Below are 14,092 nucleotides of genomic sequence, written 5' to 3'. Positions count from 1 at the left end.
ACCGCCCTCGGTGGGTGACGACCGTTGGTCGTCACTATCCTGCAGAGCCCGAAGTCAACAGCGTGACGACCAACGGTCGTCACCCACCAAGAGCCGTAGTCCCCAGGCGAACGTGGCTGACGACCACGCTCGGTGGGTGACGACCGTTGGTCGTCACCCACCAAGAGCCGTAGTCCCCAGCGAGCGCACCAGCAAAAAGGCCACCCCGGGGGGTGGCCTTCCTGCTTGCGGCAACGTCGCGAAGACGTCAGTGCATCATGTGCACGTTCATGTTGTGCATGACCCACAGGGTGCCGGCGACGATGATGCCGATCACCACGACGGTGAACACCGCCGCGTTGACGTTCCAGCGGCTTTCCGACGAGCGGTCCAGGTGCAGGAAGAACACCAGGTGGACCAGCATCTGCAGCACTGCGGAGACCGCGATCACCACGCCGCTGACGGTGCGGGAGAAATCGCCCGACATCACCACCCAGAACGGGATGACGGTCAGGATCACCGCCAGCACGAAGCCGATCAGGTACGACTTGACGCTGCCGTGGCTTTCGCCGCCGGCGCCGTGGCCATGGTCGTGTGCGTTGTCATGTGCCATTACAGCGCTCCATTGAGGTAGACGACGGAGAACACGCCGATCCAGATCAGGTCCAGGAAGTGCCAGAACAGGCTCAGGCACGCCAGGCGGGTCTTGTTGGTCGCGGTCAGGCCGTTCTGCTTGACCTGGATGAACATCACCAGCAGCCACAGCAGGCCAGCGCTGACGTGCAGGCCGTGGGTGCCGACCAGGGCAAAGAATGCCGACAGGAAGGCACTGCGGTCCGGACCGTAACCCTGGTGGATCAGGTGGTTGAACTCCCAGACTTCCATGCACATGAAGCCGAAGCCCAGCAACCAGGTGATGCCCAGCCACAGGTACAGCTGGCCGACCTTGTTCTTGTGCATGGCGATCATGCCCAGGCCGAAGGTCAGTGAGGAGGTCAGCAGCAGCGCGGTTTCCCACGCAACGAACGGCAGCTCGAACAGATCGCCCGGGCCGGGGCCGCCGTCGGTACCACCGACCAGCACCACGTAGGTGGCAAACAGCGAAGCGAAGATGAGGCAATCGCTCATCAGGTACACCCAGAAACCGAAGACGGTGTTGCCGCCGGTGTCGTGGTGCTCGTGCTCGTCATGGCCATGGGCCGCCGCTTGCGCGGCGTGCCCGTGGTTCACGGTTGGGGTATGGGTGCTCATGCCTTCAGCTCCGACTTGACCAGGCCCTGGGCAACCAGGTGCTTGCGGTGTTCGTTTTCGATGCGCTCCACTTCGGCGGCCGGGACCCAGTAGTCCACGTCCTTGTCGAAGGTGCGGTAGATGAACGTGCCGATCATGCCGACCAGGCCGATGATGGCCAGCCACCAGATGTGCCAGATCATCGCAAAGCCGAACACCATGCTGAAGGCACCGATCACCACGCCCGTGCCGGTGTTGCGCGGCATGTGGATGTCGGAATACTTGGCCGGCTTCGGCCAGGCTTCACCACGCTGCTTGCGTGCCCAGAAATCGTCCAGCTCGGTGACCTGCGGCAGCGTACCGAAGTTGTAGAAGGCCGGCGGCGAAGAGGTTTCCCACTCCAGCGTACGGGCGTCCCACGGATCGCCGGTCAGGTCCATGTTCTTCTTGCGGTCGCGGATCGACACGAAGATCTGGATGACCTGGCACAGGATGCCGGCGCCAACGATGAAGGCACCACCTGCGGCGATCAGCAACAACGGTTCGTAGGCCGGGTTGACGGTGCTCTGCAGGCGACGGGTCATGCCCATGAAGCCCAGCACGTACATCGGCATGAAGGTCACGTAGAAGCCGATGAACCAGCACCAGAACGCGGCCTTGCCCCAGAACTCATTGAGCTTGTAGCCGAACATCTTCGGCCACCAGTAGGTGATGCCGGCGAACATGCCGAACACCACGCCGCCGATGATGACGTTGTGGAAGTGCGCGATCAGGAACAGGCTGTTGTGCAGCACGAAGTCGATGGCCGGGATCGCCAGCATCACGCCGGTCATGCCGCCGATGACGAAGGTGATCATGAAGCCGATGGTCCACAGCACCGGGGAGGTGAAGTGCACGCGACCGCGGAACATGGTGAACAGCCAGTTGAAGATCTTCACACCGGTGGGGATGGAGATGATCATCGTCGTTATGCCGAAGAAGGCATTGACGTTGGCACCCGAGCCCATGGTGAAGAAGTGGTGCAGCCACACGATGAAGGACAGCACGCCGATGGCGGCCGTTGCATACACCATGCCCTTGTAGCCGAACAGCGCCTTGCGCGAGAACGTGGCGATCACTTCGGAGAACACGCCGAAGGCCGGCAGCACCAGGATGTAGACTTCCGGGTGGCCCCAGATCCAGATCAGGTTGATGTACAGCATGGCGTTGCCGCCACCGTCATTGGTGAAGAAATGCGTGCCCAGATAACGGTCAAGGGTAAGCAGCACCAGGGTGATGGTCAGCACCGGGAAGGCGGCGACGATCAGGATGTTGGTGATCAGCGCGGTCCAGGTGAAGATCGGCATCTGCATCAGCTTCATGCTGGGCGTGCGCATCTTCAGGATGGTGATGAAGAAGTTGATGCCGCTCAGCGTGGTGCCCAGGCCTGCTACCTGTAGTCCCCATATGTAGTAGTCCATGCCGACGCTTGGACTGTACTCGATGCCGGACAAGGGCGGGAATGCCAGCCAGCCGGTGGCGGCGAACTCACCGATCCACAGCGACAGCATGATCAGCACCGCACCGGACACGAACAACCAGAAGCTGAGCGAGTTCACGAACGGGAACGCGACGTCGCGCGCACCGATCTGCAGCGGCACGGCCAGGTTCATCAGGCCGGTGATCAGCGGCATCGCCACGAAGAAGATCATGATCACGCCGTGGGCGGTGAAGATCTGGTCGTAGTGGTGCGGCGGCAGGTAACCCTCGGACCCGCCGACGGCGATGGCCTGCTGGGTACGCATCATGATGGCGTCGGAGAAACCACGCAGCAGCATGACGAAGGCGACGATGAGGTACATCACGCCGATCTTCTTGTGATCCACCGAGGTGAACCACTCCTTCCACAGATAGCCCCACAGCTTGAACTTGGTGATCAGGGCGACAACGCCCAGGCCACCAAGGATCGCGCCGATCAACGTCGTCAGGACGATCGGATCGTGGGGGATCGACTCAATAGAGAGTTTACCCAGCATGTTCATTCTCCCGAGCCCTCGTGGCCGGCGTGGCCCGCGTGCTCGTCGTGGTTGGTGTTGGCGTCGAGGTTCTCGCCAGACGCCTTGGACTCGTGGTCGTCCATCGGCGCATGGCCCTCATGGTCTTCCTGCGAACCCGCGTCGGCCGCCGCAGCACCGGCATGGGCGTGCTTCATGCCGTAGTGCTTGTTGTCACCCATGTGCTTGGCGATGACCCAGTCGAACAGGCCCTCTTCCACCTGACCGTAGTAGGTCACCGGATGCCAGTCGGAGTTGCGCTCTTCGCCCAACGCACGGAAGGTGTCCTTGTTCAGGCTGTTGCCCTGTTCGGCACGCACCTGGTCCACCCACGCGCGGTACTCCGGTTCGGTGACCGAATGGGCGGTGAAATGCATCTTGGCGAAGCCGGCACCGCTGTAATGCGAGGACATGCCCGGGAACTCACCGGTCTCGTTGGCGATCAGGTGGAGCTTGGTCTCCATGGCGGCCATCGAGTAGATCATGCTGCCCAGATGCGGGATGAAGAATGCATTCATCACGGTATCGGAGGTGATCTTGAAGTTCAGCGGGGTGTTGACCGGGAACTTGATCTCGTTGACCACGGCGATCTTTTCTTCCGGATAGACGAACAGCCACTTCCAGTCGAGCGAGATGGCCTCGATCACGACCGGCTTGACGTCCGATTCAATCGGGCGATACGGGTCCAGCGCGTGGGAAGACCGCCAGGTCAGCACAGCCAGCACCAGCACGATCATGCAGGGGATCGACCAGACCACCACTTCGATCGCGGTGGAATGCGACCAGTTCGGCTCGTAACGGGCCTTGGTGTTGGAAGCGCGGTACTTCCAGGCGAACGTCAGGGTCATGATGATGACCGGGACGACGACCAGCAACATCAGCACGACAGCCGTGATCAGCAGGGTCTTCTCATCCTGGCCGATCTGGCCCTTCGGGTTCAGGATGGCCGTGTTGCAGCCGGTAAGGAACACCGCCAGTGCGAACAGCAGGCCCGGACGCAAGAAGCGTCCAAGGGTTTTCAACGGAATCATCGGTCGATCCAATTGCGAGGGAATGCCACCCCGCCCTGCCCAGTCCGGCAAAAGCCGGCCCGACCTGCCAAGGATCGACGGGTTCGGAGAACGGGGGAAGAGTCAGCCTTTCAAGTTTAGGCCGTCACTGCCCATTTAAGAAAGCCATTGACATTGATCTGACGCAGTTTTCGACGTTTTCGGCCTGCGACACGTTGTCGCAGCCGCCTGTCGCAGGGCGCAGGTGGCCCGAAAAGCGCACCCCATGGATGCCGACCGCCGCCCTTGTGCGCGACGACTGCCGCTCTGGTGGGTGACGATCGTCGCTCTGGTGGGTGACGACCGTTGGTCGTCACGCTCTTCCGCCAGGCACCCTACCCCTTTCCCGCAAAGGAGGGCAACCAACCAGACGAAAAAATACGGCGGATGGGCATGACCCCATGCAGACGCCCCCCTGTGAGGACGAGGACGCCACACTTCCGCCGTTGCCCAATGACAGGCTGAAACGGTGGCGACGCCCTCGAGAGAAGGGGCCGCCACCGGCCGGAGGAGCTGCGTCCAGCACGTTCATCGTGTGGCCTGACGTCATCGCCGTACATGAGAAAAATTGCGAAATGCACGCTTTTCGGTCGCCAAGAGGCGCCCCCTACCCCAGCAACACCGACAGTCCCCACGTGCACAGGCATACATAAGCCAGCAGGCCCAGGCTGATGCCCAGCGTGGTGCGCATGATCGCCGACTCCTGGCCCACCAGCTTGACCGCCGCGGCGGCGATGGCGATCGACTGCGGTGACACCAGCTTGGCCATCACCCCGCCAGCCGTGTTGGCTGCCACCAGCAAGGCTTCAGGCACCCCGATCTGGGCCGCCGTGACCGCCTGCAGATGGGCGAACAGGGTATTGCTGTTGACCACCGAGCCGGTGATGAACACGCCCATCCAGCCGATCACCGGCGACAGCAGCGGGAACACGCCACCGGTCTGCGCCAGCGCCAGCCCGATGGTGGACGAGGCTCCGGAATAATTGGTGATATAGGCCACCGCCATCACCAGTGACACCGTGGCCAGCGGCTTCCACATCTCCCGGCCGGCCTGCGCCAACTCCTCACCAGCCATGCGCAGGTTGAGCTTGGGCGACAGCAGGACAGTCAGCACCGCGGCCATCAGGATGGCGGTACCTGAAGCATTCAACCAGCCGACATTCCACACTGCCGGCAGCGTATGCACATTGACCACCAGCGGCGGCAGTTCCTGCACGCGGCCATCCAGCAGGCCGATCGGCAGGTGCAGCACGGTGCTGGCCAGCGCCCCACCGGCGGCGAACAGCGCCTTGAACGCCGGCAGGCTCCACAGCAGGATGGCGCCAGTAAGAATGTAGAACGGCGACCACGCCAGCAGCACCTCCTTCAAGGTGTAGCGCTGTACCGGCCCCGGCGGTGTATCCGCTTCGCGGTAAATCCGGCGGGGCCGCCAGACCTGCATGAAGCCGGCCAGCGCGGCCATCGCCGCCAGCGGCCCGATGATGTCCACCAGCTCCGGCCCCAGCAGGTACAGCACGGCCGTCTGCACGCCGCTGAACACCGCGCCCACAACCAGCAGCACCGGCCAGGTCTCGCGCACGCCGCGCCAGCCATCCAGCATCAGCACCAGGATGGCCGGCGAGAGCAGCGCGATCACCTGCACCAGCGCCATCAGCATCAGCGACATCGCATCCAGACTGACCCCGCCCTGCTGTGCGCCCACCAGCACCGGAATCCCGATGGCCCCGTACGCACCGGCTGCGCCATTGGCCAGCAGGCACAGCATGGCCGCCTTCAGCGGGCGGAAACCCAGCTCCACCAGCAACGCGGCGCAGATGGCGATTGGCACGCCGAAGCCGGCCGCGCCCTCCAGGAATCCACCAAAGCAGAACGCGATCAGCAGCACCTGGATGCGCTGGTCTTCGGAGATCGTCGCGATGCTGCCGCGGATCACCTCGAACTTGCCGCTGCGGATGGCGAGCTTGTACAGCCACACCGCCATCAGCACGATGAAACTGATCGGGAACACGCCATTGGCGATACCCAGCAGTCCCGCACCCACGATGGTGCCGACCGGCATTCCGAACACCAGCGCGGACACCAGTACGGACACCACGACGGCCAGCAGCGCAGCCGTCAGCCCTTTCAGCCGCAGCACGGTCAATGCCAGCAGGAATACCAGCACAGGCAACGCGGCCAGCAGCGCCGACAGATTGGGGTTACCCAGCGGATCGTAATTCTGTTGCCACATGGTCCGCCTTCCCAGGGTGGGGCCGGGCATCCCCGGCGGGTGCGCGCATGAAGACCGAGGTTACGCCTTGGCTACCTTGTTGGGACAGTCGGTGCCGGCAGCAAAATGGGCGAGATTCCCCAGCGTGGTCTCGGCGATTTCCTGCAGCGCCTCGGCGGTGAAAAACCCCTGATGGCCGGTGACCAGCACATTGGGGAAGGTCATCAGGCGCTGGAACACATCGTCGTCGATGATCTGCCCGGACCGATCCTGGAAGAACAGCGCGCTTTCCTGCTCGTACACATCGATGGCCAGATGACCGAGCTGCCGCGATTTCAGCGCGCGGATCACCGCATCGGTGTCCACCAGCCCACCGCGCGAGGTATTGACCAGCATCGCGCCGCGCTTCATCAGCGCCAGCGAATCATCGTTGATCAGGTGCCGGGTATCCGCCGTAAGCGGACAGTGCAGCGAGACGATATCCGAACGTGCCAGCAGTTCCTGCAGCGGCACGAACTGGCCCAAACCGGCAAAGTCCGGGGACGGATAAGGGTCATGGCCGAGCACAGTGCAGCCCATGCCGTGCAGGATCCGCGCGGTCGCCAGGCCGATCTTTCCAGTGCCGACGATGCCTGCGGTCTTGCCATGCAGGGTGCGACCCAGCAGGCCTTCAAGCATGAAGTTGCCCTCCCGCACCCGGTTGTACGCCCGGTGGGTCTGGCGGTTGAGCGTCATGATCAACGCCAGCGTGTGCTCGGCGACGGCCTCGGGCGAATAGGCTGGCACGCGCGCGACAAAGAACCCCAGGCCTTCGGCGCTGGCGAGGTCGACATTATTGAAACCGGCGCAGCGCAGCAGCACCGCGCGCACCCCCATTGCATGCAATGCCTGCAGCACTGGAGCGTCCAGACGGTCGTTGACGAACACACAGACCGCATCGCAATCCTGCGCCAGGGTGACCGTGTGGACGTCCAACGTGGCGTCGTAATACTGGAACTCGAAAGCTGGGCCCGACCCTCGCTGCTGGTTGGCTTCATCCAACGAGCGGCGGTCGTAAGGGCGTGCGCTGAAAACGGCGACTTTCATACAGGACTTCCTTCCCCGTGACGTTTTGCGGACTGTAACAGGCGCGAGAGTCACCCGGCGCTACACTGTCGCTCAACCGCCAATCAGGCCCTGCCATGTCGCTCATGTCACGCATCGTCCGCTGGACAACGTCCCCTGCGGGCAAGCGCACGTTGTTCCTGTTGACCACGGTGTTCGCGCTGCTGGTGGCCTGCAATCCGGAGCTGTTGCCGCTGCTGCCGGTGGTGGATGCGCTGGGCCTGGACATGCTGGCGATGCTGCTGGGGGCGCAGATGCTGGCAACCTTGCCGTGGTTGCGCGGGCAAGCCGGGCCGGCGCTTGGCGTGACGCGGCGGGCGCTGGCGGGCATCGCGGCGGGCGCGATGGGCGGCTACCTGCGGCAGCTGGTATTCGGGGCCGGGCGACTGGGCTGCGCTGCCCACTTCGCGGCACGCGCGGGCTGAGACGGCGCCCCCGGCGACGGACGCCGCCTGCTTTTGAAGATCCGCCCATGTACGCGTGGGGCAATGGCTGGTGGGATGGCCGTGCTGATGACGAAGAGCATCAGTCGGGATTGCCATCCTGTTCGAATAGTTACCAACTTGGCTCTGTTTTGCCCTTTGGGCACGGCGGAGAATGCACTGCATTGCCCGTGGATTCCATGGCGGGCGATGTGGGGGATCCCTGATCCGCCGGCTTTTTTGGTAACTGTTCACCGGTATGGCAACCCGCATCGCCTGCCACCTTGCGCGCTCGCGCAGGTGGCCTCACGCCTTGCGAAGGACGACCGATGGATCCGAAGCATCCGCTCAGTGCCAAACGTCTGCACGCCCTGTTGGGCGACAGAATGCTCGACTTCCCGCCCCACTTCATTGAACGACTTGAACGAAGGCTGGAAGAGTACGAAACCTCGCGCTCCCGTGGTGAAAGCGTGGTGCATCTGCGGCTGGTCGCCAATAACGTCGAGAACGCCTTACAGAACACGCCAGAGTAACGTGAGGAAAGCGCCTACGCCAGCCGCGTCGCCGTGCCGATGCGAACCCTGCAAGGATTGGCCTGCGTGCTGGACCTGCTGCATGCCGCCTACACGGCCCGCATCAATGGCATCACCAACAGCGGCATCAGCGAGCGGCACGTTGAGGGCCTGCTCCTTGCCGGACAGGCACTGGTCAGTGACGCCGCGCAGACAGCGTGGAGGAGCCAATGAGCCCTGGCGGCAACGGAAGTGCGGGACATCGTCCGCCCCGCAATACAGATCCGGCCTGGCAGATGGCGGAACATCTGGACTCCCGCCTACGCCTGCAGGACTGCGACGAAGCGAGCATCGCGCGCGCCCTGCTGCTGATGTCGGAACTGCACGGCAGGAGCCGGGTCGCCCGCGCCTGCGGGATGCGCAGCGACGCCATGCGCCGGCAACTGGATGGCACCCGACCGCTGTATTTCGAGACGGTGCTTGGGGTGAGCCGGGCGTTGGGGGTGCAGTTGAGGGCGGAAGCAGGATCCTCGCCGCCCACTGCGGCGGATGACGCCCATCCGCCTACCTGATGCGACGTGCCTGATGGCACGAAGCAGCAATGGGACGCCAAGCGTGCATGCGATGCCCATATAGGGAATCACCCAGGTCACGGTCAGAAACATGCCGATGTCATTCAACTTGCGCCTTTTCACCACGACGAAGTAGCTCGCGCCAAACATCGCCAACAAGCCGCCGACCAATGTGATCCCCATGAACAGAGCCACGACATACCCCTGACCGAGATTGATCCACCCCACGGTGTCCAGCGAAATGAGCAGCACAGCGCAGGCATATCCCCCGAGCGCGGAAGTCGCGATCCGGCAGATGAGGGGATGTTCCGCAAGCAGCATCTTGCTCGAGCGGATACAGGGTGGGGACGGCAGGTCAGCGTGAATGTCGAGAGAATCAGTTTCCACGATAAAAACCTCGGTTTATTTCTGCAGATGCCCGTAACGCGCTTCTTCGAACTGCCAGACACCGGTTGCCTCGCCGTGTTCCAGCACGGCGTAGACCGCCTGCACGCACGTCGTCGAAGGAACGTCGATGGAATACAGTCGTCGCTCACCCAGGCCCGACCCTTCATACGAGCAACCCAGCGTATCCAGCGCGCCCCACTGCTGGTGGAACACGTCGTGCCCAGCCCCGGCCTGCAGGCGAACCCGGTAGGTGGAGTGCCCACCGCGCTCCACGACCGCGACGAACTTCAACCGATCTTCGCCGCTGAGCACGGCAGAGAAGGTATCCCCGCAGCTGATGCCATAAGCATGAAACGGCGAATTATCCAGAACGAATGAGCCGTCCGGGCGGCGGAAGGCGTGCAGGGTCTCCACGCTGCCATCGTCCAGTTGGAATTCGACTTTCTGCGTGGGTGCGGTCATACCGTCATTACCGGAGGGGCTGACGAAATCCACACTGAATTCTTTCATCTGCGTATCACCATTACGGCTCCCTGCAGCCGGGCTGCTGCTTCAATGCCGACAGCACCTCCTCCGCCGCACGCCCTACGTCCTCATCGGTTGCCGTCGATTCCTCTACCCGCACCATTCGATAACTTCCGTCGGGCTGCAGCAACCACATGGCATAGCCGCAGTAGAACGCGCGGTCCGGATAACTGGCACGGTAATCGACCGCGGCGTATCGACCCAAGGATTGCGCATCCACGGGGTCGTCGTAGAAGGTTACCCCCACTATCGTGCGGGCCTTCGGCACTCCCGCCGCCTTGTTGAATGCCCGGCGAGAGGCCTCCAATTCCTCACGACCAAAGAGGACAGCGACATCATCCGCGAACAGCGCGTTGGCGGTCGCGAACTCGTTGCTGTCCTTCAACGCAAGGTACTCCAGTGTCCGCGCCTCTACGGCACTCCGGTCAGCGTCGGTGGCCGGCGAGCGCGGCGCCGGAGTGCCGGCATTCGTTCCGGATCCTGCATCGCCACAGTTGACGTCCTGCTCGAACGACGTGCTCAACTCGGCGCCTGCCGGCCGTTCGATCGGCTGGTTGGTCGCAAACGAGTAGCGGCCCCAGGTGGGCGCTCTTCCAGCGCAGACCTGTTCCGCCACCGGAGCGAGCGCGGACTGCGCTTCACCGGGGGACACGGCATACGGGAACCCAGCCGTGAGGCGATACCGATCGGCCCCCAACCGCTCGACCTCGGCATTCAAGGTCATCGCTGCGGAGGGTGTACAGCAGGCCAGCCCCATGCAAACCATCAAGCGTCTACGCACCGGCGCATCCTTCCCTGGAGTGTGAACGGGAGTGTACCCGGTGGAATGCCCGGAAACCGCTGGCGCAACGCCTGCTCGGGCGAACGCCGCACGAACCGCGACCCAGGTGTAATAGACCCCCGCTCTCCCGTGGCCTACTATCGCCAATTGCGAAACGCCATGGGTGCCTTGTCGTGGGAAGTCTTGAAAGGTTCAACGGCCGCCGCAGCGGTGCAGGCAAGCCCATCGCCGTCCTCTCGCATGGCTTCGGCACCGACCAGTCCGCATGGTCCGCGTTGCGTCCGTGGTTCGAACAACGGTTCGATGTCATTTCATTCGATCTCGCCGGCTGCGGTCCCCGCGGCACGGAAACCTACGACTTCGAACGGCACGGTTCATTGGCCGGCTATGCCGACGATCTGCTGGATATCCTGGACGAGCAGGACGTGCAGAGCTGCACCTACATCGGGCACTCCATGAGCGGGATGATCGGCGCGCTTGCCTCCATCGCGCGGCCGGAGCTGTTCGAGCGCATGGTGCTCATCGGGGCATCGCCGCGTTATCTGGATGACGACGGTTACACCGGTGGGTTCAAGCCGGACGACCTGGAAAACCTGTTCGACAGCATGAGCGCGAATTACCAGGCGTGGGTCGCCGGCTTCGCCCCGATGGTGGTCGGCGTGGATGACAGCGAGGTCATCGCCGATTTTTCCAATGCCTTGTTCCGGATGCGTCCGGATATCGCGCTGAATACCTCCCGCACCATTTTCACCTCGGATGTCCGAGCACTGGCGGCGCAGGTTTCGCGCCCGGTGCACCTGGTCCAGACCTCGGTCGACGTCGCCGTGCCAGTGGCCGTCAGTCACTGGCTGGCCCAGGCCATCGAGGGGGCAACCCTCGACATCATCGAGGCATCGGGCCATCTTCCGCACATGACCGCGCCCGATGAAATGACCCGGATCCTCCAACAGCGGCTGGATCGGACGGCCCGTTGAACATGGCCGACAGCAACGCCCTGGTCAGCCTGAGCCAGTTCGCACGTACCGCGTCCGGCGCCGACCTGGCAATCGTGGTTGAAGTGCAGACCGACGGCCGCGTCGCATGGTCTACCGGCTTTCCCGTGACCTCGTTCTCCGGCTTCAATCTCGCGCGCAGTGGCATGCTGGAACACGCTTGGAACGATCAGCCGGTGGACGCCTCGCGCTTCCGCTTGCCAACGTCCATTCTTACCGCGCTGGGGGGCCCTGCGGGCAGCGTGCTGTTCATCCCTGCACCGTCGGACGACGCCCCATCAAGCGGCCTGCTGCTGCTCTGGAAGACCGGTGCCAGCCCCGAGCAGTGCGCTGCCTCGATGGCATTGCTGGGCCCCAGTGTCGCGCAGCTTCTCTCGGCGCGACGCGGCGCGGTGCATGACATCGTCGTGCGCAACCAGTTCATCGATCTGGTGGAAAGTGTTCCTGCGGGCATCGTGCTGGTCGACGGTGATGGACTGGGCACGGTGATAAACCAGCGCGCCGCCGAACTGCTGGGGCACAAGCCCGGCAGACATCGCGCCGTTGACCTCGTTGCCCCGATGCGGGCGTTGCGGCAGCGCTGCGACAACCATGAAGCGCTGGAGCAGGCTTACGCCGCCCAGGTGGGCAACCTGAATTTTGCGACGACGCTGCACTGGGTGATGGGCGAGCGCACCTTCGAGGTGGATACCCATCCGGTGCGCGGCGATGGGGAGCAGGGCCGCATCTGGCTGTTCACCGACATCACCGCGGACCTGCTGATGGCGGCCGAACTGCGGCGCCTGGCTTCGTCGGACCCGTTGACCGGCGTGCCCAATCGACGGCATTTCGAAGAGCGCTCCGCGCAGATCATCGCCGCCCGCGAGGCCACCGGACGCTCGGTGGCGGTGCTGATGCTGGACGTCGACCATTTCAAGAAGATCAACGACACCCACGGCCACCCGATCGGCGATGAAGTGCTGAAAGTGGTCGCCCGCCGCTGCCGCGAGGCGCTGCGTGAGCGTGACCTGTTCGCGCGCTTTGGCGGGGAGGAGTTCATCGCGCTGCTGGCGGCACCGACCGCCGATGAGGTACCCGCCACCGCCGAACGCCTGCGCAATGCGATTTCCGGCGCGCCGGTGCACGTGGGCGGCCTGCGCATTGATGTAACGGTCAGCGTGGGCGGCGCCATGGGCGAGGCCCTGCCGGGCAGCGACGCGAGGTTGCTGGAACAGCTGGTGGCACGTGCGGACGAGGCGCTGTATCAGGCCAAGGCCGACGGGCGGAATCGGGTGCGGATGAGTGGGTGATTTCCGCCCGTAGCCAATCATGCGTCGGCATCAAGGAAGTCAGTGCTGCGCCAGGGCGTACTTCTTCTCGCCCGCCAACACCGCCAGCCGCACGCGCTGCCGGTCACCATCCTGCTGGGCCAGACGGTTTTCCGGCGGCGGCAGCGGGCACGTGGCGAAGTCCGTATAGGCACACGGCGGGTTGTAGGCGCGATTGAAATCCAGCGTGACCGTGCCGTCTGCCGCGACCGCATCGGTGCGCAGGTAGCGCCCCACTCCGTAGGTCTGGCGGCTGGTGGTCTGGTCCTGGAACATCAGGTTCAAGCTTTTCGTCGGATCGCCGAGGGCTTCCAACCGCCATTCACGCCCTTGTTTCTCGAATACCACGTAGCCCGGATTCGGAGTATCCGCGACCTCGCCGAGCACGTTCACGATCGGCAGCGTCCTGCCGGCCGGGTGTGGCACGAACCGCGCCTGCACACGCCAGCTTTGCTCGGCCGGGAAGAAGTCCAGGCCCCCGAAATGCCGGCGCGCCGGTGCATCGGCATGGCGCACGCGCAGGGCCAGACGCCGCCCGCGCTTGATCGCGGTGATCTGCCCCTTGCCCTCGTCATAGGACAGCTTGGTGCCACCGCCCTTCCCTTCTGGTTCCAGCCGCACCTCCCCCTGCACCGGCTTGCCATCGGCGGTGATCAGTGCCCCATCGACCGGCCTGACGTACAGCCCATCAGCGCGCTGCTCCAGCTCGGCCAGGCGGTCCGGTGCGATCGCCAGGCGGATGGCGTTTCCTTCAGCGCCGCCTACGCTCTGCGTTCCCGCTGCGATCCAATGCAGCCCGATCAGGCTGGTCCACCCATCCGGCTTGCCCAGGTCCGCGGCGCGTTCATGCACCCACTCAGCGTGTTCGCTCTTGAAATCCAGCGCCGCGGTCGCCGCAGGGGTGGTCTCCGCCGCAGGCTTATCCTGCGGGCTGCACGCCACCGTGAGCAGGCTGGCAACAAGGACAGAGGCAAGCGTGTTCTTCTTCAT

At 63.9% G+C, this 14,092-nt stretch carries 15 protein-coding genes; 5 read left to right on the top strand and 10 right to left on the bottom strand.

The window, feature by feature from the left end; translation table 11 throughout:
- Positions 1-247: 247 nt before the first annotated feature.
- The 6 genes from cyoD to CXG43_RS12605 form a co-directional block, all read right to left on the bottom strand.
- On the bottom strand, positions 248-592 hold the full coding sequence (gene cyoD / locus CXG43_RS12630) for a cytochrome o ubiquinol oxidase subunit IV (RefSeq protein WP_042613166.1): 345 nt from the start codon (positions 590-592) through the stop codon (positions 248-250).
- Positions 592-1,230 carry a cytochrome o ubiquinol oxidase subunit III gene (gene cyoC / locus CXG43_RS12625; protein ID WP_042613165.1) on the bottom strand — a complete coding sequence of 213 codons (639 nt, stop codon included), beginning with the start codon at positions 1,228-1,230 and terminating at the stop codon, positions 592-594. The genes cyoD and cyoC overlap by 1 nt, the downstream gene beginning before the upstream one ends.
- On the bottom strand, positions 1,227-3,224 hold the full coding sequence (cyoB, locus tag CXG43_RS12620) for a cytochrome o ubiquinol oxidase subunit I (RefSeq protein ID WP_101100242.1): 1,998 nt from the start codon (positions 3,222-3,224) through the stop codon (positions 1,227-1,229). The genes cyoC and cyoB overlap by 4 nt, the downstream gene beginning before the upstream one ends.
- A 2-nt stretch (positions 3,225-3,226) precedes the next feature.
- Complete coding sequence (gene cyoA, locus CXG43_RS12615) at positions 3,227-4,273, bottom strand: ubiquinol oxidase subunit II (protein WP_101100241.1); 1,047 nt, start codon at positions 4,271-4,273, stop codon at positions 3,227-3,229.
- Between the two features lie 625 nt (positions 4,274-4,898).
- Positions 4,899-6,521, bottom strand: a complete 1,623-nt coding sequence (locus CXG43_RS12610) for a lactate permease LctP family transporter (protein ID WP_101100240.1) — start codon at positions 6,519-6,521, stop codon at positions 4,899-4,901.
- 60 nt (positions 6,522-6,581) lie between these two features.
- Entirely contained in the window at positions 6,582-7,586 is a 1,005-nt protein-coding gene (locus CXG43_RS12605; protein ID WP_101100239.1) for a 2-hydroxyacid dehydrogenase, read from the bottom strand.
- 95 nt (positions 7,587-7,681) lie between these two features.
- Between CXG43_RS12605 and CXG43_RS12600 the strand changes: the two genes are divergently transcribed.
- From CXG43_RS12600 to CXG43_RS19155, 3 genes are all read left to right on the top strand, one after another.
- Positions 7,682-8,029 carry a hypothetical protein gene (locus tag CXG43_RS12600; RefSeq protein ID WP_101100238.1) on the top strand — a complete coding sequence of 116 codons (348 nt, stop codon included), beginning with the start codon at positions 7,682-7,684 and terminating at the stop codon, positions 8,027-8,029.
- A 326-nt stretch (positions 8,030-8,355) separates the two neighbouring features.
- Positions 8,356-8,559 (top strand): hypothetical protein, encoded by a 204-nt coding sequence (locus CXG43_RS19160; protein ID WP_101116334.1) that lies wholly within the window; start codon positions 8,356-8,358, stop codon positions 8,557-8,559.
- A gap of 66 nt (positions 8,560-8,625) precedes the next feature.
- Positions 8,626-8,772 (top strand): hypothetical protein, encoded by a 147-nt coding sequence (locus CXG43_RS19155; RefSeq protein ID WP_157825078.1) that lies wholly within the window; start codon positions 8,626-8,628, stop codon positions 8,770-8,772.
- Between the two features lie 86 nt (positions 8,773-8,858).
- Here CXG43_RS19155 and CXG43_RS12595 read toward each other — a convergent pair whose 3' ends face one another.
- The 3 genes from CXG43_RS12595 to CXG43_RS12585 are packed head-to-tail and all read right to left on the bottom strand — an operon-like array spanning position 8,859 to position 10,740.
- Positions 8,859-9,497, bottom strand: a complete 639-nt coding sequence (locus tag CXG43_RS12595; RefSeq protein ID WP_157825076.1) for a hypothetical protein — start codon at positions 9,495-9,497, stop codon at positions 8,859-8,861.
- 15 nt (positions 9,498-9,512) lie between these two features.
- On the bottom strand, positions 9,513-10,007 hold the full coding sequence (locus CXG43_RS12590; protein ID WP_101100236.1) for a DUF4265 domain-containing protein: 495 nt from the start codon (positions 10,005-10,007) through the stop codon (positions 9,513-9,515).
- A gap of 13 nt (positions 10,008-10,020) precedes the next feature.
- A complete protein-coding gene (locus tag CXG43_RS12585; protein WP_157825074.1) occupies positions 10,021-10,740 on the bottom strand; it encodes a hypothetical protein in 720 nt (239 codons plus the stop codon).
- Between the two features lie 236 nt (positions 10,741-10,976).
- Here CXG43_RS12585 and CXG43_RS12580 point away from each other — a divergent pair, with 236 nt between their 5' ends.
- The gene (locus CXG43_RS12580; RefSeq protein WP_232767780.1) at positions 10,977-11,777 is read left to right on the top strand and encodes an alpha/beta hydrolase; all 801 of its coding nucleotides are present in this window, start codon (positions 10,977-10,979) and stop codon (positions 11,775-11,777) included.
- Between the two features lie 2 nt (positions 11,778-11,779).
- Complete coding sequence (locus CXG43_RS12575) at positions 11,780-13,084, top strand: sensor domain-containing diguanylate cyclase (protein ID WP_232767779.1); 1,305 nt, start codon at positions 11,780-11,782, stop codon at positions 13,082-13,084.
- A 39-nt stretch (positions 13,085-13,123) separates the two neighbouring features.
- Here the strand turns inward: CXG43_RS12575 and CXG43_RS12570 are convergent, their stop codons facing one another.
- Complete coding sequence (locus tag CXG43_RS12570; RefSeq protein ID WP_101100233.1) at positions 13,124-14,092, bottom strand: DUF1684 domain-containing protein; 969 nt, start codon at positions 14,090-14,092, stop codon at positions 13,124-13,126.

This window comes from Stenotrophomonas sp. Bg11-02 (genome assembly GCF_002836635.1).
Classification (GTDB): Bacteria; Pseudomonadota; Gammaproteobacteria; order Xanthomonadales; family Xanthomonadaceae; genus Stenotrophomonas; species Stenotrophomonas lacuserhaii.
This window is presented reverse-complemented; position numbering and strand designations above follow the sequence as displayed.

Bases quoted from the DNA above. Each gene is read 5' to 3' on its own strand.
- CXG43_RS12575 (WP_232767779.1), top strand. From the start codon at position 11,780: ATGGCCGACAGCAACGCCCTGGTCAGCCTGAGCCAGTTCGCACGTACC.
- CXG43_RS12610 (WP_101100240.1), bottom strand. From the start codon at position 6,521: ATGTGGCAACAGAATTACGATCCGCTGGGTAACCCCAATCTGTCGGCG.
- cyoD (WP_042613166.1), bottom strand. From the start codon at position 592: ATGGCACATGACAACGCACACGACCATGGCCACGGCGCCGGCGGCGAA.
- cyoA (WP_101100241.1), bottom strand. From the start codon at position 4,273: ATGATTCCGTTGAAAACCCTTGGACGCTTCTTGCGTCCGGGCCTGCTG.
- cyoB (WP_101100242.1), bottom strand. From the start codon at position 3,224: ATGCTGGGTAAACTCTCTATTGAGTCGATCCCCCACGATCCGATCGTC.
- CXG43_RS12590 (WP_101100236.1), bottom strand. From the start codon at position 10,007: ATGAAAGAATTCAGTGTGGATTTCGTCAGCCCCTCCGGTAATGACGGT.
- CXG43_RS12600 (WP_101100238.1), top strand. From the start codon at position 7,682: ATGTCGCTCATGTCACGCATCGTCCGCTGGACAACGTCCCCTGCGGGC.
- CXG43_RS12570 (WP_101100233.1), bottom strand. From the start codon at position 14,092: ATGAAGAAGAACACGCTTGCCTCTGTCCTTGTTGCCAGCCTGCTCACG.
- CXG43_RS12605 (WP_101100239.1), bottom strand. From the start codon at position 7,586: ATGAAAGTCGCCGTTTTCAGCGCACGCCCTTACGACCGCCGCTCGTTG.
- cyoC (WP_042613165.1), bottom strand. From the start codon at position 1,230: ATGAGCACCCATACCCCAACCGTGAACCACGGGCACGCCGCGCAAGCG.
- CXG43_RS19160 (WP_101116334.1), top strand. From the start codon at position 8,356: ATGGATCCGAAGCATCCGCTCAGTGCCAAACGTCTGCACGCCCTGTTG.